The following is a 17,963-nucleotide window of genomic DNA, read 5'->3' as shown; positions in this document are numbered from 1 at the left end:
AACAGCGGTAACAGCCATCCTTTAACAACCGTCCGGTGAGGCGGGGAAGGAGGCCTTCGTTTTGTCACGCATTGTGCTCAACCAGGCTGAAATAACCCGGGCTTTGACTCGGATCTCCCACGAGATCCTGGAGTCCAACCGGGGTCCGGACAATCTCGTCATCCTCGGCATCCCGACCAGGGGCGTTGCACTCGCCCGGCGGATCGCCGACATCATCGAGCGGATCGAACCCGCCGCGGCACCCGTGAGTTCGGGTTCCCTCGACGTGACGATGTACCGCGACGACCTCGCCCACACCCGCACCCGCACACCGTCCCGCACCCTCGTACCCGCGAGCATCGACGGCGCGACTGTGGTGCTCGTCGACGACGTGCTCTACTCCGGCCGCACCATCCGCGCGGCCCTTGACGCTCTCGGCGACCACGGCCGTCCCGCGATCGTGCGCCTCGCAGTCCTCGTCGACCGCGGCCACCGGGCGCTGCCGATCCGCGCGGACTTCGTCGGGAAGAACCTCCCGAGCTCGACGGAGGAACGCATCAACGTGCACCTCCTCGAGGTCGACGGCGACGAATTCGTGAGCATCGACGGGGGGAGCGCAGAATGAAGCACCTGCTCTCCACCAAGGACCTCAGTCGCGACGACGCCATCACGCTCCTCGACATCGCAGAAGACATGGCGGATGTCTCCACGCGCGAGGTGCGCAAGCTCCCGACACTCCGCGGCAAGACCGTGGTGAACCTCTTCTTCGAAGACAGCACCCGCACCCGGATCTCCTTCGAAGCCGCCGCGAAGCGCCTGAGCGCTGACGTGATCAACTTCAGCGCCAAGGGCTCGAGCGTCTCGAAGGGCGAAAGCCTCAAAGACACCGCCCAGACGCTCGCCGCGATCGGCGCAGACGGCGTCGTGATCCGGCATCCGGCATCCGGTGCCCCCCAGGTACTCGCGACGAGCGGCTGGATCGACGCCGGCATCATCAACGCCGGGGACGGCACCCACGAACACCCGACCCAGGCGCTCCTCGACGCGTTCACCATCCGCCGTCGCCTGCACAAAACCGCGTCGCGCGGCAAAGGCCTCGACGGCGTCACGGTGACCATCGTCGGCGACGTGCTGCACTCGCGGGTCGCGCGCTCCAACCTGTGGCTGCTGACGACGCTCGGAGCCGACGTCACGATGGTCGCGCCACCCACCCTGTTCCCGATGGACATGACCGGCTGGCCGGCGGCGGTGAGCTTCGATCTCGACGACGCGATCGACGCAGGGCCGGACGTGATCATGATGCTTAGGATCCAGCAGGAACGCATGAATGCGGCCTTCTTCCCCAACAGCCGCGAGTACTCGCGGCGCTGGGGACTCGACGATGAGCGCTTCGCCCGGCTCGCGCCGACTAGCATTGTCATGCACCCCGGCCCGATGAACCGCGGCCTGGAGATTTCCTCAGCCGCTGCAGATTCGGCCGCATCGACCGTGCTCGAGCAGGTCGCGAACGGTGTTTCGATACGTATGGCGGCACTGTACCTGCTCATGTCGGGCGACCGGGAGGAAAGCTAAATGAACAACACGGCCACCCGCTATCTGATCCGAAACGCGAGCCTCGCCGACGGCACCCGCACCGACCTGTTGCTCTTCGGCGGTCGCATCCAGGAAATCGGCACCGCGCTCTCACACGCCGGCGCGACGGTGATCGACGCCGACGGCCTCGTCGCCCTTCCCGGACTCGTCGACCTGCACACCCACTTGCGCGAACCCGGCTACGAGCAGAGCGAGACGATCCTCACCGGCAGCCAGGCCGCCGCGATCGGCGGCTTCACGAGCGTCTTCGCAATGGCCAACACCTCGCCGGTGCAGGACACCGCCGGCGTCGTCGAACAGGTACTCGCCCTCGGTGAACGGGCCGGGTACGTCACGGTCCAGCCGATCGGCGCCGTCACCCTCGGGCTCGCGGGGGAGCGGCTCGCCGAGCTCGGCGCCATGGCGACCAGCCGCGCCCGGGTCCGGGTCTTCTCCGACGACGGCTTCTGCGTCTCCGACCCGCTGCTGATGCGTCGCGCCCTCGAATACGTCAAGGCCTTCGACGGCGTCATCGCCCAGCACTCCCAGGAACCGCGCCTCACCGAGAAGGCCCAGATGAACGAGGGCGCACTCTCGAGCGAACTCGGCCTCGCCGGCTGGCCTGCCGTCGCCGAGGAATCCATCATCGCGCGCGACGTGCTGCTCGCCGAGCACGTCGGGAGCCGCCTGCACGTCTGCCACGTCTCGACAGCAGGCGCCGTCGACGTGATCCGCTGGGCCAAGGCGCGCGGCATCAACGTGACCGCGGAGGCCACCCCGCACCACCTGCTCCTCACCGAGGACCTGGTCCGCGGCTACGACGCCCGCTACAAGGTCAATCCGCCGCTGCGCCGCCGCGAAGACGTCGACGCCCTCCGCGCCGGCCTCGCCGACGGCACGATCGACATCGTCGCAACCGATCACGCCCCGCACCCCGTCGAGTCCAAGGACTGTGAATGGGATGCGGCCGCCAACGGGATGGTCGGACTCGAATCCGCGCTCTCGGTCGTGCAGGCATCCGTCGTCGACACCGGACTTCTCGACTGGCGGGACGTGTCCCGGGTGCTCTCGGCCACCCCGGCACGGATCGGGCGCCTCGCGAGCCAGGGCAGGCCGCTCGAGGTCGGCGCCCCCGCCAACGTCACCCTCTACGACCCGGCAGCGAGCCGGGAGTTCGGCAGGGACGACCTCGCCGGCAAGAGCACCAACTCGCCATACCTCGCGATGACCCTGCCCGGTCGGGTCGTCGCCGTCTTCCACCGCGGCACGGCGACCGTGCTCGACGGGGTCCTCAGGGCCCCCGCTGAACTCGGCGGACGAGAGGAACCCCGGCATGGATAGCACCATCCCCGCCATCCTGATCGGTCTGGTCCTCGTCGCCGTGCTCGCGCTCATGCTCCGAAGCTGGCGTGCACGCACCCGCCGCGATGCCGCGCTGGCCGCGGGCTACCCGCTCCCAGGACCGGAATCGGCCGATGCCGTGCTCGCAACGGCCGAAGCGTTCTACGTCGCGACCACACGGGAAGGCCGACAGCTCGAACGCCTGAACATCCGCGGCCTCGGCTTTCGGGCCCGCGCCCTGGTCACCGTGACCGGGACCGGCGTTCTGCTCGATCTCGTCGGCGAGAACCCGGTCTTCATCCCGATGGCGGCCGTCACCGGACTCGAGGACGCCACCTGGACCATCGACCGCGCCGTCGAGACCGGCGGTCTGCTCCTGCTCCGCTGGCGCCTCCAGCCGCAAGCGGATGCCGCAGGCCAGGTCGTCGACAGCTACTTCCGCATCCTTGACCCCACCGACCGCGCCCGCGTGAGCGCGTCGATCCGAACCGAAGCGGCGGGTGCCCTGCACCCGGACGCGCACGACGAAAGCGAGGCGTAGCGTGAGCGACACCGAGGCCCAGGCCCAGGCGGCACCCGACGAGACGACACCGACGACACCGGAGACACCCACCACGCCGACCACGGCTCCCGCCGTGCTCGTCCTGGAGGACGGCAGGCGCTTCGTCGGCCACGCATACGGCAGCCGAGGACAGACCCTCGGCGAGATCGTCTTTGCGACCGGAATGACCGGCTACCAGGAGACCCTGACCGACCCGTCGTACGCCGGCCAGATCGTCCTGATGACCGCCCCGCACATCGGCAACACCGGGGCCAACGACGAGGACATGGAATCCTCCCGGATCTGGGTTGCCGGGTTCATCGTGCGCGAACCGGCCAGGATCGCCTCGAACTTCCGCTCGACGCGCACCCTCGACGAGGACCTCACGAACAACGAGGTCGTCGGGATCAGCGGCATCGACACCCGGGCGATCACCCGGCACATCCGCTCGGCCGGCGCCATGAAGAGCGGCATCTTCTCCGGGCCCGCCTTCGACCTGTCGGCAGGCGAGCAGCTCGAACTCGTCCGCGGCGGCGCCCCCATGCGCGGCCGCAACCTGTCAGACCAGGTGTCGACGGTCGAACCGTTCCAGATTCCGGCGAAGGGCGAACGGATCGGCTCCGTCGCGGTGCTCGACCTCGGCGTCAAGACGTCGACGCTGAACTACCTCGCCGAACGCGGCTTCGAAGTGCTCGTGCTGCCCCAGTCGGTCACGGCGGAGCACGTGCTCTCGCTCAATCCGACCGCGCTTTTCTTCTCCAACGGACCCGGTGATCCTGCGGCGTCCGATGCGCACGTCACCCTGCTGCAGGAGGTCCTCCGCGCCGGCGTGCCGTACTTCGGCATCTGCTTCGGCAACCAGCTCCTCGGCAGGGCGCTCGGCTTCCGCACCTACAAGCTCCCCTTCGGCCACCGCGGCATCAACCAGCCCGTGCTCGACAAGACCACCGGCCGCGTCGAGATCACGTCGCAGAACCACGGCTTCGCCGTGGACATGCCGATCGAAGGCGTCAGCGACTCCCGCACCGGCTTCGGCCGCGTCGAGGTCAGCCACTACAGCCTGAACGACCAGGTCGTCGAAGGCATCCGCTGCCTCGACATCCCCGCGTTCTCCGTGCAGTACCACCCCGAGTCTGCGGCAGGCCCGCACGACGCCAACTACCTCTTTGATCGGTTCAGGGACATGGTGACCGCCCACACGGCGGCCACCGGAGCAGGAGACGCCAAGTAATGCCCAAGCGCGACGATATCAACAGCGTCCTGGTCATCGGAAGCGGGCCGATCGTCATCGGCCAGGCCTGCGAATTCGACTACTCAGGAACCCAGGCCTGCCGCGTGCTGCGCGCAGAGGGCGTCAGGGTCATCCTGGTCAATTCGAACCCGGCCACGATCATGACGGACCCCGACTTCGCGGATGCGACCTACATCGAGCCGATCACTCCGGAGATCCTCGAGACGATCATCGCGAAGGAACGCCCCGACGCCATCCTGCCGACCCTCGGCGGCCAGACCGCGCTCAACGCGGCCATCCAGTTGCACGAGCGCGGCATCCTCGAGAAGTACGACGTCGAACTGATCGGAGCGTCCTTCGAGGCCATCCAGAAGGGCGAAGACCGCCAGATCTTCAAGCAGCTCGTGCTCGACGCCGGCGCAGACGTCGCCCGCTCGCACATCGCGCACACCGTCGATGAGGCCATCGGCTTCGCCGAAGACCTCGGCTATCCGCTCGTGGTGCGCCCCTCCTTCACGATGGGCGGCCTCGGCTCCGGATTCGCGTACACCGAAGAGGAACTGCGCCGCATCGTCGGCGACGGCCTGCACCAGAGCCCGACCACCGAGGTCCTCCTCGAGGAATCCATCCTCGGCTGGAAGGAATACGAACTCGAGATGATGCGCGACACGGCCGACAACACGGTCGTCGTCTGTTCGATCGAGAACGTCGACCCGGTCGGCGTGCACACCGGTGACTCGATCACCGTCGCCCCCGCGCTCACCCTCACGGACCGCGAGTACCAGAAGCTCCGCGACATCGGCATCGACATCATCCGCGCCGTCGGCGTCGACACCGGCGGCTGCAACATCCAGTTCGCGATCGACCCGGCCGACGGGCGCATCATCGTGATCGAGATGAACCCGCGCGTGTCGCGCTCGTCCGCCCTCGCGAGCAAGGCCACCGGCTTCCCGATCGCGAAGATCGCGGCGAAGCTCGCCCTCGGTTACCGCCTGGACGAGATCCCGAACGACATCACCCAGGTCACCCCGGCGAGCTTCGAACCGACCCTCGACTACGTCGTGGTCAAGGTCCCGCGCTTCGCGTTCGAGAAGTTCCCGGCCGCAGACCCGCGCCTCACCACGACCATGAAGTCCGTCGGCGAGGCCATGGCGATCGGCCGCACCTACGCATCCGCCCTGCAGAAGGCCTTGCGTTCGCTCGAGAAGCGCGGATCGTCCTTCCACTGGGGTGAGGAGACCCGCACGCTCGAGGAACTCCTCGAGGTTGCCTCGATCCCGACGGACGGCCGCATCGTCACCGTTCAGCAGGCCCTCCGCAAGGGCGCCACGATCGATCAGGTCTTCGAAGCCACCAAGATCGACCCGTGGTTCATCGACCAGATCGTCCTGATCAACGAGATCGCCGCAGACGTCGCCGCCGCCGAACGGCTCGACATGGACATCCTCCGTACCGCGAAGGACCACGGTTTCTCCGACGCCCAGATCGGCGAGCTCCGCGGCTTCGGCGAAGCGGATGTCCGCAAGGTCCGACACATCCTCGGCGTGCGCCCGGTCTACAAGACCGTCGACACCTGCGCGGGGGAGTTCCCGGCCCTGACCCCGTACCACTACTCGAGCTACGACGAGGAGACGGAGGTCGTCCCCAGCGACCGCCGCAAGGTCGTCATCCTCGGCTCAGGCCCGAACCGCATCGGCCAGGGCGTCGAGTTCGACTACTCGTGTGTTCACGCCTCGTTCGCCCTTTCCGAGGCCGGCTACGAGACCATCATGATCAACTGCAACCCCGAGACCGTCTCGACGGACTACGACACGAGCGACCGGCTCTACTTCGAGCCGCTCACCCTCGAGGACGTGCTCGAGGTCATCCACGCGGAGAGCCAGAGCGGCGAACTCGTCGGCGTCGTCGTGCAACTCGGCGGCCAGACGGCCCTCGGGCTCGCGAAGGGGCTCGAGGCGGAGGGAATCCCGATCCTCGGCACCTCGCCCACCGCGATCGACCTCGCGGAGGAGCGCGGCCTGTTCTCGAAGATCCTCGACGAGGCCGGCCTGCTCGCCCCCCGCAACGGCGTCGCCACCGACTTCACCGGTGCCGTCGTCGTCGCTGAGGAGATCGGCTACCCCGTCCTCGTCCGCCCGAGCTACGTGCTCGGCGGCCGCGGCATGGAGATCATCTACGATTCCCTGTCCCTCGCCGACTACTTCGAGCGGATGCAGGGCCAGGGCATCATCGGCCCGTCGCACCCCGTGCTCGTCGACCGGTTCCTGGACGACGCCATCGAGATCGACGTCGACGCGATCTACGACGGCACCGAGCTGTACATCGGCGGCGTCATGGAGCACATCGAGGAAGCCGGCATCCACTCCGGTGACTCGAGCTGCACCCTGCCACCCGTGACCCTCGGCCGTGCCGAGATCAACCGGGTCCGCGAGGCCACCCTCGGGATCGCGCAGGGCATCGGCGTGCGCGGCCTGCTCAACGTGCAGTTCGCCATCGGGGCCGGCGTGCTCTACGTGCTCGAGGCCAACCCGCGGGCCTCCCGCACGGTGCCCTTCGTCGCGAAGGCTCTCGGGATCACCCTCGCCAAGGCCGCCGCGCTCATCATGGTCGGAACCAGCATCGCCGAACTCAAGGCGAGTGGAAAGCTGCCGCTCATCGACGGCTCCCGCGTCCCAATGGAATCGCCGGTCGCCGTGAAGGAGGCCGTGCTTCCCTTCAACCGGTTCCGCACCCCGGAAGGCCACGTCGTCGATTCCGTGCTCGGCCCGGAGATGCGCTCGACCGGAGAGGTGATGGGCATCGACCGTGACTTCCCCCGCGCCTTCGCCAAGAGCCAGCTCGCCGCGTACGGTGGAATCCCGCTCAGCGGAACCGTGTTCGTCTCGGTCTCCGACCGCGACAAGCGTGCGATCATCCTGCCGATGCTGCGCCTGCAGCAGCTCGGCTACGAGATCGCCGCCACGGAGGGCACCGCGGAGGTGTTGCAGCGCAACGGAATCCGCGCGAGGGTCGTCACGAAGTTCAGCGAGAAGCACGATGAGGAAGATACGTCGATCGTCGAGCTGATCCGCCGCGAAGAGGTTCAGATCGTCATCAACACCCCCGGCGGTCGCACCGCCCGTGCCGACGGCTACGAGATCCGGGCGGCGGCCGTCGCCGCGGACCTGCCGTTGTTCACGACGATCGCGGAGCTCAGCGCTGCCGTCGCATCCATCGACGCGATTCGAGGCGGGTTCGAGGTGACATCGCTCCAGGAATATGCACTCACGCGGGAAGCCGCCCTGTGATCGACTCCACGTTCGGCGACCGTGTCGAGGCCGCGTTCGGCCGGTGGGGCCAGCTCTGCGTGGGTATCGACCCCCACGCCTGGCTGTTGTCGGACTGGAACCTGCCGGACACCGCTGACGGCGCCGAGACCTTCGGGCGTCTCGTCGTCGCCGCGTGCGCAGGCAGGGTCGGCCTCATCAAGCCCCAGCTCGCCTTCTACGAGCGTTTCGGGTCGCCGGGGTACCTCGCCTTCGAACGCGTGCTCGCGGATGCCCACGCAGCAGGACTGCTCGTGATCGCGGACGTGAAGCGCGGCGATCTCGGAACGAGCGTCGCTGCGTACGGTGAGGCCTGGCTCACCCCCGGTTCCCCGCTCGAAGTGGATGCGATCACCGTCAACGCGTACATGGGCGTCGGTTCGCTCGAGCCCGTCTTCGAACGGGCCGCCGCTGCGGGCAAGGGGCTCTTCGTGCTCTCGGCAACCTCGAATCCGGAGGCGAGCGCCATCCAGCGCGCCCGCGTCCCCGACGGCCCGCACGCCGGTGCCACAGTGGCCCGTGCCGTCTTCGACGACGTCGCCGAACGCAACGCGAGGGCGGGGGGAACGGGTCGTCTCGGCTCGATCGGCGTCGTGCTCGGTGCGACACTCGACCTCGCCGATTTCGGCCTCGACCTCTCGGTTGCACCCGTCGGAGGAGCCACCCCGATCCTCGCTCCCGGATTTGGTCACCAGGGTGCGCATGTCGCTGATCTGGGAAACCTCTTTGGGGGGTACGCTCATTCCGTAATAGTGAGTGAATCTCGTAGCGTGTTGTCAGCAGGCCCGGAACGAATCGGACAGGCGATCGCACGCCGAGTACTTGAAGCAGGAGCGGCCCGTGGCTGAGAATCGCCCTACCCCACCAGACGTCGATCGGGTTGCCGCATCGCGCGCAGCCGTGGCAGCGCGCCGAGCGCGCGCAGCGGTCAAGGCCGAGATCGCAGCAGGGAAGCGCACGCCGCTTGCCGTGCTATCTGCCGCCATTGAGCATCCGGACGGCGTCGAAGGACGCCTGCGCGCGACGGAGTTCCTCGTCAGCATCCCGGCCATCGGTGTCACGAAGATGCGCCGGATCATGACCCAGCTCGAGATCTCGCCGTCCAAACGGCTCGGCGGCCTCGGCAAGCACCAGCGCGACCGCCTGCGCGAATTCCTCGCGAACCGGACCGTGTCCCGTCGTGGATCCACCGACGCACACCTCGTCGTGCTCGCCGGGCCGACGGCGGTCGGTAAGGGTGCCGTCGCCGGCTATATCCGCGAGAACTACCCCGATGTGCATCTTTCCGTGTCGGCGACGACCCGTGCCCCGCGGCCGGGCGAAGTCGAAGGAAAGAGCTACTTCTTCGTCTCCGACGCCGAATTCGACCGTATGGTCGCGTCGGGGGAGCTGCTCGAGTGGGCCGTCGTCCACAATGCCTTCCGCTACGGGACCCCTCGCGAGCCCGTGGAACAGGCACTCGCGAGCGGACACAGCGTCCTCCTCGAAATCGACCTTCAGGGCGCACGCTCCGTGCGCGCGGCCATGTCCGAAGCGCGAATGGTCTTCCTGCTTCCGCCGAGCTGGGATGAACTGGTGCGCCGCCTCATCGGCCGCGGCACCGAAAGCCCCGCGGAACAGGCACGCCGCCTGGAGACCGCGAAGCTCGAGCTGGCGGCCCAGGACGAGTTCGATTTCCGTGTAGTCAACCAGGAGGTCAATGTGGCGGCCCGGGAAGTCGTAGACTTGATGAATCTGCGTAAAGCACCCTCGCTGCTTTAACGCACTCCGACTTATCCGTCTACTCGCCGCAAACGCTCTGAAGGAGTGCCACCTTGGCCAACAAGCCCACCGGTATCATTGACCCGCCCATCGACGACCTGCTCACCAAGGTCGACTCCAAGTACGCGCTCGTGATCTTCGCGTCCAAGCGTGCTCGTCAGATCAACGACTACTACGCTGACCTGCACGAAGGCAGCCTCTTCGACAACGTCGGACCGCTCGTCGACTCGACTGTCGACGACAAGCCGCTCTCCGTCGCCCTCCGCGAAATCAACGAAGACAAGCTCGTTTCCCGACCGATCGTCGAGTAACACGAAGCAGACCAGAAGCACACCAGAAGCGCGCAGGATGTCGCAAGGACGCACGATCGTCGTCGGAATCACCGGCGGCATCGCCGCGTACAAAGCGGTCAACATCGTGCGCGCTTTTGTGCTGCTCGGAGACTCCGTCCACGTGGTCGCGACGCCAGCGGCGCTGCGCTTCGTCGGCAGGCCGACACTCGAGGCGATCTCCCGGAACCCGGTGCACACCGACCTCTACGAGGGCGTCGCCGAAGTCCGCCACGTCGCGATCGGGCAGTCGGCGGACCTGATCGTGGTGGCCCCTGCGACGGCGAACACGATCGCCAAGCTCGCGGCCGGCCTCGCCGACGACCTGCTCGGCAACACGATCCTCGCGAGCACCGCGCCACTCGTGATCGCCCCGGCGATGCACACCGAGATGTGGAACAACCCGGCGACCGTGCACAACGTGCAGACCCTCCGGAACCGCGGCGTCATCGTCGTCGGCCCCGGCGTGGGACGCCTGACCGGATCGGATTCCGGTGCCGGCCGGATGGAGGAACCCGACGTCATCGTCGCTGCGGCCCTCGCCGCCCTGCACCCGGGAACCCCGGCCAGAGACCTCTCCGGCAGGCGCATCGTCATCACAGCCGGCGGCACCAGGGAACCCCTCGACCCCGTCCGCTTCCTCGGCAATCGATCGAGTGGCAAGCAGGGCGTCCGCCTCGCCGAAGCCGCCACCGCGCGGGGAGCGTCGGTCGTGCTCATCGCGGCGAACCTCGAGATCCCGGTGCCTGCGGGCATCGAGACCCGCCTCGTCGGCACCGCACTCGAACTCCAGTCCGCCGTGACCGACGCGGCTGCGGGCGCGGACGCCGTCATCATGGCCGCAGCGGTCGCGGACTACCGCCCGGCCACGGTCCGCGGAGACAAGATCAAGAAAGACGACGAGGGGGACACCCTCAGCCTCGAACTCGTCAGGAACCCGGACATCCTCGCGGGACTCGCCGCGGCGAAGACCACCGGTCAGCTCGTGATCGGATTCGCGGCAGAGACGGAGGCGGACCCCGACCGGTTCCTCTCCCTCGGCCGCGAGAAGCTCGCGCGCAAGGGCTGCGACTTCCTTGTTCTCAACAGGGTCGGCTGGACCGAAGGGTTCGCCGCGGAACGTAACGAGGTTCGGATCCTCGATTCTGCCGGAGTTATAGTGGCGGAGGCCGCGGGGACAAAAATGTCGGTGGCCGGACGCATCCTTGACGTTGTGGTCGCCGGACTCGGCTGATCCCCTCCATCCATACTTTTCTACCAACGACACAGAGACAGGCCAGATGAGCGATCTTCGCCTCTTCACTTCCGAATCCGTCACCGAAGGTCACCCGGACAAGATCTGCGACCAGATCTCCGACAGCATCCTCGACGCCCTCCTCACCGAGGACCCGAACAGCCGCGTCGCCGTCGAGACCCTGGTCACGACCGGCCTCGTCCACGTCGCCGGCGAAGTCTCGACGGAAGCGTACGTCGAGATCCCGTCGATCGTGCGCAAGTGCATCACCGACATCGGCTACGACTCCTCCGACGTCTGGTTCGACGGCCGCTCCTGCGGCGTTGAGATCTCCATCGGCGGCCAGTCTCCCGACATCGCCCAGGGCGTCGACGACGCCTTCGAGCACCGCGAACAGGCGAGCGCCGAAGACTACGACCGCCAGGGCGCCGGCGACCAGGGCATCATGTTCGGCTACGCCACCCGGGAGACCCCCGAGCTCATGCCGATCCCGATCTGGATCGCGCACCGCCTCGCCGAACGCCTCGCCGAAGTCCGCAAGTCCGGCGAACTCGACTACCTCCGCCCCGACGGCAAGACCCAGGTCACGATCGGCTACGACGGCATCATCCCGCGCACCGTCGAGACCGTCGTCCTGTCGACCCAGCACGCCCCGTCCGTCACGACGGAGCGTCTCCGCGCCGAGGTCGAAGAGCTCGTGATCCGCCCGGTGCTGTCCCGCGTCGAACTCGATTCCTCGAGCCTGACCATGCTGATCAACCCGACGGGCCGCTTCGAGATCGGTGGCCCCCAGGGCGACGCCGGACTCACCGGCCGCAAGATCATCATCGACACCTACGGCGGATCCAGCCGTCACGGCGGTGGCGCCTTCAGCGGCAAGGACCCGTCCAAGGTCGACCGCTCCGCCGCGTACGCGATGCGCTGGGTCGCCAAGAACGCCGTGGCAGCCGGGCTGGCCGAACGGCTCGAGATCCAGGTCGCATACGCGATCGGCAAAGCAGCGCCCGTCGGGCTCTACGTCGAGACCTTCGGAACAGGGGCACTGCCGGACAAGGAGATCACCGCGGCGATCCGCGAGGTCTTCGACCTGCGACCGGCCGCGATCATCCACCACCTCGACCTGCTCCGCCCGATCTACCAGAAGACGGCGACATACGGTCATTTCGGTCGCGAGCTCCCCGAGTTCACCTGGGAGAGGCTGGACCGCGTCGACGAGCTGAGAAGCGCCTCCGGGATCTGATCATGGGACGCACGGGCCTCGTGGCACGCGTCCTGATCGAGTCGACACTGCCCCAGCTCGACCATCTCTTCGATTACGGCATCCCGGACGACCTCGCCGCGGCCGCGCGGCCGGGAGTGCGGGTCCGGGTGCCCCTGCGCTCGGCGGGACGCGTCGCCGACGGCTACCTGATCGAGGTCCTCGATGCCGGGGGAGCCGTCCTCGCGACCCTGAACGCACCGGTGTCCGGCATCGAGCCCCCGAAGGACGCCGCCGCCGACTTCCATGGCGCCCTGAGCCCGGTCGAGGCCATCGTGTCCGCTGCCCCTGTGCTCACGGCGGAGGTCTGGCGGCTCGCACGTCGCGTCGCCGACCGCGCGGCCGGCAACGCGAGCGACGTGCTCCGGCTCGCGATCCCCCCTCGCGCTGTGCGGGTCGAGAAGGCCTGGCTCGCCGCGCAGGACGAAGCCGCGCAGGACGAAGCCGAACCTGCTCCGGAAGCCGAACCCGCGGCATCCGCCGGTTTCGCTGACTACCCGGCCGGTCTGCTCGACGCGGCCCTGGCCGAGCAGAGGCGCCTCAGCGTGGCCGCCGTACCCGCCCTCGTCGCCCTGCCGGACGGGCGCACCGTCGGCCACTGGGCCACCACGATGGCCGAACTCGCCACGGCAACCGTTCGGAGCGGGCGAAGCGCCATCCTCTGCGTTCCCGACTACCGCGACCAGGACCAGCTCCAGGCCGCCCTCGATGCCTGCGCGCCCGCGGGAACCGTGAGCAGGGTCGATGCCCGCCAGCCCAACCCCGAGCGCTACCGCGCCTTCCTCGCCTGCCTGGAACCCACCCCGCGGATCATCCTCGGCAACCGGTCTGCGGTCTACGCGCCGGCGCACAACCTCGGGGCGATCCTGCTCTGGGACGACGGGGACCCCCTGCACTCCGAACCGCTCAGCCCCTACGTCCATGCCCGCGACGCAGCACTGGTCCGCCAGGCCCTGAGCGGGTGCGCACTGATGTTCTTCGGGCACACCCGCAGCGTGCCCGTGCAGCGGCTCCTCGAACTGGGCTTTCTCGGCGAGGCGCACCCCCTGAGCCCTCGGCATCCCCGGGTGATCCCTACTGAATTCCAGCTCAGTCCCGACCGCCAGGAGCGGACCAACCGGATCCCCTCCGCCGCCTGGCAGGTGGCCAGGGCCGCCCTCGCTGACGGACCCGTCCTCGTCCAGGTCGCGAGCCCCGGGTACGCGCCGACCCTCGCCTGCCAGACCTGCAAGAAATCGGCCCGCTGCACGCACTGCCAGGGACCGCTCGCCCTCGCGAGCGCGAACGCCGTGCCGTCCTGCCGTTGGTGCGGCAAGCTTGCGGCAGGCTGGAGCTGCCTGCACTGTGAGGGCAGGTCCCTGCGGGTGGTGTCCCTCGGAACCGGGCGCACCGCCGAGGAACTGGGCCGCGCCTTTCCCGGCGCGCTGGTCCTCGTCGCCGACGGGGAGCATCCGCTGCAGCAGATCGGGGCCGCCCCTGCCCTCGTCGTCGCGACGCGCGGTGCCGAGCCGATCCCCGAAGGCGGCTACCGGGCGATCCTCCTGCTCGACGGTGAGAAGATGCTCGCCCGCGAGTCCCTCGGCGTCGCAGAGGACTGCCTGCGCTGGTGGAGCAACGCAGCAGCCCTCGCCGCCCCCGGCGCGTCCGTCATGCTCGCCGGCGTCGGAGGGGCACTCGCGACGGCGCTCAACGCGTGGCAGCCCGGTGCCTTCGCAGCGGCAGAACTCGCTGACCGCAGGCAGCTGCGCTTCCCGCCCGCCGTGCGCGTCGCCTCTGTGACGGGGACCGCCGCCGATGTCGCAGCGGCGGTCGAGGATCTCACGGACGTTCCCGGCCTCGATGTGCTCGGTCCTGTCACAACCGTCGACCCCCTCGTCCGGGCCGTCGTGCGGTTCAACTACGTCGACGGCGACGACGTCGCCAGGCTCGTGAAGGCGGCGATTGTGCGCAATGCAGCGCGCCGCCGCCGGGCCAAAGGCGCCGCCTTCCGCCCGGCACCTACACTCAAAGTACGATTCGACGACCCGGAGCTGCTCTAAATGAAACTCGTATTCGCGGGCACGCCCCAGGTGGCGGTGCCCAGTCTCCAGGCCCTTGCCGACTCGCCGCACTCCATCGCGGCGGTCATCACCCGGGCGGATGCCCCCCTCGGCCGGAAGCGTGTGCTCACCCCGTCACCCCTCGCGCAGGCCGCTGCCGGGCTCGGACTTCCGCTGCTCAAGACCAATCGCCTCGACGCTGCGGCGACGGAACGAATCGAAGCCATCGAACCCGACCTCGGCGTCATCGTCGCATACGGCGGGCTCGTGCGGGAACCCCTGCTCTCCGTTCCCCGCCTCGGCTGGATCAACCTGCACTTCTCCCTGCTGCCGCGCTGGCGCGGGGCAGCGCCCGTGCAGCGCGCCATCATGGCCGGAGACGAACGGACGGGAGCCGCGGTCTTCCAGCTCGTCGCCGAGCTCGACGCCGGCGCCGTGTTCGCGAGCTTCTCCGAACCGATCTCCCGGCACGCGACCGCCGGCGGGCTCCTCGACTCCCTGAGTCACAGCGGTGCCGTGCTGCTCAGGAACGTCGTCGACCAGCTCGAGGCCGGCACGATCGAGGCGGTGCCCCAGGTGGGCGAGCCCACCACGGCCGCCAAACTCGGCCTCGCCGACGCCAGGATCGACTGGGCCGCATCCGCTGCGGTCGTCTACAACCGGGTGCGCGGCGTGACGCCGGAACCCGGAGCCTTCACCATGCTCGGCGAAGCGCGCCTCAAGGTCCTCGACCTCGCGCCGACCCACGGCGCCCAGCCGCTTCCGGCGGGCGTGATTCGCGAATTCGACAAGAAGGTGCTGGTTGGAACCGGGACGGAGCCGCTAGAGCTCGTCACGGTGCAACCGGCTGGAAAGACACAGATGAAGGCAATCGACTGGTGGCGCGGCATGGCGGCGACGGACGTGGTCGCCTCATGAGCGTCCAACAGCACCAGGGCTTCGTCCAGCCCGCCCGCCGCGTCGCCTACGACGTCATCGCGGCCGTCCGTGAGTCGGACGCCTACGCGAACCTGTTGCTGCCGACCCGTATCCAGCGGGCCGCCCTCAGCACGGCGGATGCCGCCCTCGCCACCGAACTGACCTACGGCACCCTGCGCATGCAGGGCTACTACGATCTCGTGATCGCGGAAGCGGCCGGCCGGCCGGTCTCCGCGATCGACCCGGCCATTCTCGACGTACTGCGCCTCGGCGCCCACCAGCTGCTCGCGACGCGCGTCGCGACCCACGCCGCCGTCAACGAATCCGTCGAACTGGCCCGCCAGGTCGGCTCCCGTGCAGCGACGGGCTTCACCAACGGCGTGCTTCGCACCATCTCCCGCTCGACCCCGGAGGAGTGGCGCGAACGGGTCCTCGCCGGAGCAGGCTCCGCGGACGACCGGCTCGCCGCCGAACACTCGCACCCGGTGTGGGTCGTGCGCGCATTCAGGCAGTCGCTGCGCCTCGAAGGCCGTGAGGACGAACTCGAAGACCTGCTTATCGCCGATAACGCCGCCCCCCGGGTCAACATGGTCGCGCTGCCTGGCATCACGACAGCAGAGGAGACCGCCGGCCTCGGCCGACCCAACGAGTACTCCCCGGTCGGGTTCATGCTCGCGGGCGGAGACCCCGTTCACCTCGTCACCGACCACGACGGCCGCATCCGGGTGCAGGACGAGGGTTCGCAGCTCGCAGCACTCACCCTGAGCCGGGCCCGCCCCATCACGCCGGGAGAACGCTGGCTTGACCTCTGCGCCGGACCCGGCGGCAAGGCGGCCCTGCTCGCCGCAGAAGCGCGCGCGGGTGGCGCCGAACTCGTTGCAAACGAGCTCGTTCCGGCGAGGGCCACGCTCGTGCGCCGCGCCCTCTCCGCGGTCCCGGGCACCGTTCCGGTCTGGGAACTCGACGGGACCCGCATCGCCGTCAACCACTCCGAGGAATTCGACCGCATCCTGCTCGACGCACCGTGCACGGGTCTCGGCGCACTGCGTCGCCGGCCGGAGGCGCGCTGGCGCAAGCTTCCGCGCGACGTCGCCGAACTCTCCGACCTGCAGTCCGGCCTCATCGACGCGGCGCTCGGCGCACTGAAGCCCGGCGGCCTCCTTGCATACGTCACGTGCTCACCGCACATCGCGGAGAGCCGCGGCATTGTCGCCACGGCGCTGAAGAAGTGGGGAGACCGGGTGCGGGCCGTCGACACGGCCGCGGTCGTCCAGGGATTCAGCGGCACCCCGCTCGACCTGCCGGGCGACGGAACGAGCGTGCAGCTGTGGCCGCACCGCCACGGAACCGACGCGATGTTCATCACCCTGCTCGAGCGCACCGCTTAGCAATACTCGTGAGGTGTCGCATATCGACGTTCGCCGGGCGAATGAAGGTCGATGTGCGACACCTCACGGAGTGGGGTGGCATGCCTGCGGCGATAGGGTGAAGGCATGCCGATCAGGATCAGCCCCAGCATTCTCGCCGCAGACTTCGCGAACCTGGAACGCGACCTCGGTCGCATCCGCACCGCCGACCTCGTGCACGTCGACGTGATGGACAACCATTTCGTGCCGAACCTCACCTTCGGGCTCCCCGTCGCCGAGCGCATCATGCAGGTCTCTGCGCTGCCCGTCGACGCGCACCTCATGATCGAGGATCCGGAACGGTGGGCACCGAAATTCGCCGAGGCCGGAGCGTTCTCCGTGACCTTCCACGGTGAGGCGACGACCAACCCGGTCGCGCTTGCCCGCAAGCTCCGGGCAGCAGGCGCCCGCGCGGGCATCGCCCTGAAGCCGGGCACCGCCATCGAGCCGTACCTCGAGTTCCTCGCCGAATTCGACCAGGTCCTCGTGATGACCGTCGAGCCCGGTTTCGGCGGCCAGAGCTTCCTGCCGTCGACCATGCGCAAGCTCCGCACGGTGGCGGATGCCGTCAGGGCCAGTGGCAGGGACATCTGGCTGCAGGTCGACGGCGGCATCACGGAGGAGACCATCGTCGTGGCCGCAGAGGCGGGCGCGGATACCTTCGTCGCCGGCTCGAGCGTGTTCGGTTTCCCGGATCCCGAGGCCCGGATCGCTCTCCTGAGGACTGCTGCGACCGCGCACTCGCACGCGCACTAGTAACCTAGGGGAGTGAAAACATTCGACAACCTCTTCGCTGAACTGGGCGAAAAAGCACTCAACCGGCCGGAAGGCTCCGGAACCGTCCGTGAACTCGACGCGGGAGTGCATGCCATCGGCAAGAAGATCGTCGAAGAAGCTGCCGAAGTCTGGATGGCAGCGGAGTTCCAGAGCGACGAGGAAACCGCCGCAGAGATGAGCCAGCTGCTCTACCACGTGCAGGTCATGATGCTGGCGAAGGGGCTCACCCTCGCCGACGTCTACAAGCACCTCTGAACCGGCCGCCGCAGCGG

General features: G+C 68.5%; 16 protein-coding genes. All 16 read left to right on the top strand.

Annotation, left to right across the window (positions count from 1 at the left end; translation table 11 throughout):
• Positions 1-61 precede the first annotated feature (61 nt).
• Entirely contained in the window at positions 62-604 is a 543-nt protein-coding gene (gene pyrR / locus RHM57_RS08185) for a bifunctional pyr operon transcriptional regulator/uracil phosphoribosyltransferase PyrR (protein WP_134448752.1), read from the top strand.
• Positions 601-1,551 (top strand): aspartate carbamoyltransferase catalytic subunit, encoded by a 951-nt coding sequence (locus tag RHM57_RS08180; protein WP_134448751.1) that lies wholly within the window; start codon positions 601-603, stop codon positions 1,549-1,551. The genes pyrR and RHM57_RS08180 overlap by 4 nt, the downstream gene beginning before the upstream one ends.
• Complete coding sequence (locus RHM57_RS08175; protein WP_322189721.1) at positions 1,552-2,892, top strand: dihydroorotase; 1,341 nt, start codon at positions 1,552-1,554, stop codon at positions 2,890-2,892.
• Positions 2,885-3,433 (top strand): hypothetical protein, encoded by a 549-nt coding sequence (locus tag RHM57_RS08170; protein WP_134448749.1) that lies wholly within the window; start codon positions 2,885-2,887, stop codon positions 3,431-3,433. The genes RHM57_RS08175 and RHM57_RS08170 overlap by 8 nt, the downstream gene beginning before the upstream one ends.
• A gap of 94 nt (positions 3,434-3,527) precedes the next feature.
• Entirely contained in the window at positions 3,528-4,664 is a 1,137-nt protein-coding gene (gene carA, locus RHM57_RS08165; protein WP_134448760.1) for a glutamine-hydrolyzing carbamoyl-phosphate synthase small subunit, read from the top strand.
• Positions 4,664-7,951, top strand: a complete 3,288-nt coding sequence (gene carB / locus RHM57_RS08160; protein WP_134448748.1) for a carbamoyl-phosphate synthase large subunit — start codon at positions 4,664-4,666, stop codon at positions 7,949-7,951. The genes carA and carB overlap by 1 nt, the downstream gene beginning before the upstream one ends.
• Positions 7,948-8,817, top strand: coding sequence for an orotidine-5'-phosphate decarboxylase (gene pyrF / locus RHM57_RS08155; RefSeq protein ID WP_322189720.1), 870 nt, complete (start codon positions 7,948-7,950; stop codon positions 8,815-8,817). The genes carB and pyrF overlap by 4 nt, the downstream gene beginning before the upstream one ends.
• Positions 8,810-9,730, top strand: a complete 921-nt coding sequence (gene gmk / locus RHM57_RS08150; protein WP_134448747.1) for a guanylate kinase — start codon at positions 8,810-8,812, stop codon at positions 9,728-9,730. The genes pyrF and gmk overlap by 8 nt, the downstream gene beginning before the upstream one ends.
• A gap of 53 nt (positions 9,731-9,783) precedes the next feature.
• Entirely contained in the window at positions 9,784-10,041 is a 258-nt protein-coding gene (gene rpoZ, locus RHM57_RS08145) for a DNA-directed RNA polymerase subunit omega (RefSeq protein ID WP_134448746.1), read from the top strand.
• Between the two features lie 37 nt (positions 10,042-10,078).
• Positions 10,079-11,293 carry a bifunctional phosphopantothenoylcysteine decarboxylase/phosphopantothenate--cysteine ligase CoaBC gene (gene coaBC, locus RHM57_RS08140; RefSeq protein ID WP_322189719.1) on the top strand — a complete coding sequence of 405 codons (1,215 nt, stop codon included), beginning with the start codon at positions 10,079-10,081 and terminating at the stop codon, positions 11,291-11,293.
• Positions 11,294-11,339: 46 nt separating this feature from the next.
• Complete coding sequence (gene metK, locus RHM57_RS08135; protein WP_134448744.1) at positions 11,340-12,533, top strand: methionine adenosyltransferase; 1,194 nt, start codon at positions 11,340-11,342, stop codon at positions 12,531-12,533.
• A 2-nt stretch (positions 12,534-12,535) separates the two neighbouring features.
• Positions 12,536-14,590 (top strand): primosomal protein N', encoded by a 2,055-nt coding sequence (locus RHM57_RS08130; RefSeq protein ID WP_322140825.1) that lies wholly within the window; start codon positions 12,536-12,538, stop codon positions 14,588-14,590.
• The gene (fmt, locus tag RHM57_RS08125) at positions 14,591-15,508 is read left to right on the top strand and encodes a methionyl-tRNA formyltransferase (RefSeq protein WP_322140824.1); all 918 of its coding nucleotides are present in this window, start codon (positions 14,591-14,593) and stop codon (positions 15,506-15,508) included.
• Complete coding sequence (locus RHM57_RS08120) at positions 15,505-16,896, top strand: RsmB/NOP family class I SAM-dependent RNA methyltransferase (protein ID WP_322135780.1); 1,392 nt, start codon at positions 15,505-15,507, stop codon at positions 16,894-16,896. The genes fmt and RHM57_RS08120 overlap by 4 nt, the downstream gene beginning before the upstream one ends.
• Positions 16,897-17,001: 105 nt before the next feature.
• Positions 17,002-17,670: a ribulose-phosphate 3-epimerase gene (gene rpe, locus RHM57_RS08115; protein WP_134448740.1), complete on the top strand. Its 669-nt coding sequence runs from the start codon at positions 17,002-17,004 to the stop codon at positions 17,668-17,670.
• 12 nt (positions 17,671-17,682) lie between these two features.
• Positions 17,683-17,946 (top strand): phosphoribosyl-ATP diphosphatase, encoded by a 264-nt coding sequence (locus RHM57_RS08110; RefSeq protein ID WP_134448739.1) that lies wholly within the window; start codon positions 17,683-17,685, stop codon positions 17,944-17,946.
• The last annotated feature ends 17 nt before the right edge of the window (positions 17,947-17,963 follow it).

The organism is Cryobacterium sp. 10S3, assembly GCF_034344045.1.
GTDB classification, from domain to species: domain Bacteria; phylum Actinomycetota; class Actinomycetes; order Actinomycetales; family Microbacteriaceae; genus Cryobacterium; species Cryobacterium glucosi.
This window is presented reverse-complemented; position numbering and strand designations above follow the sequence as displayed.

Excerpts from the sequence above, each read along its gene's own strand:
- carB (WP_134448748.1), top strand. The coding sequence starts at position 4,664 with ATGCCCAAGCGCGACGATATCAACAGCGTCCTGGTCATCGGAAGCGGG.
- coaBC (WP_322189719.1), top strand. The coding sequence starts at position 10,079 with ATGTCGCAAGGACGCACGATCGTCGTCGGAATCACCGGCGGCATCGCC.
- RHM57_RS08175 (WP_322189721.1), top strand. The coding sequence starts at position 1,552 with ATGAACAACACGGCCACCCGCTATCTGATCCGAAACGCGAGCCTCGCC.
- RHM57_RS08130 (WP_322140825.1), top strand. The coding sequence starts at position 12,536 with ATGGGACGCACGGGCCTCGTGGCACGCGTCCTGATCGAGTCGACACTG.
- RHM57_RS08120 (WP_322135780.1), top strand. The coding sequence starts at position 15,505 with ATGAGCGTCCAACAGCACCAGGGCTTCGTCCAGCCCGCCCGCCGCGTC.
- metK (WP_134448744.1), top strand. The coding sequence starts at position 11,340 with ATGAGCGATCTTCGCCTCTTCACTTCCGAATCCGTCACCGAAGGTCAC.
- RHM57_RS08170 (WP_134448749.1), top strand. The coding sequence starts at position 2,885 with ATGGATAGCACCATCCCCGCCATCCTGATCGGTCTGGTCCTCGTCGCC.
- rpe (WP_134448740.1), top strand. The coding sequence starts at position 17,002 with ATGCCGATCAGGATCAGCCCCAGCATTCTCGCCGCAGACTTCGCGAAC.
- RHM57_RS08180 (WP_134448751.1), top strand. The coding sequence starts at position 601 with ATGAAGCACCTGCTCTCCACCAAGGACCTCAGTCGCGACGACGCCATC.
- fmt (WP_322140824.1), top strand. The coding sequence starts at position 14,591 with ATGAAACTCGTATTCGCGGGCACGCCCCAGGTGGCGGTGCCCAGTCTC.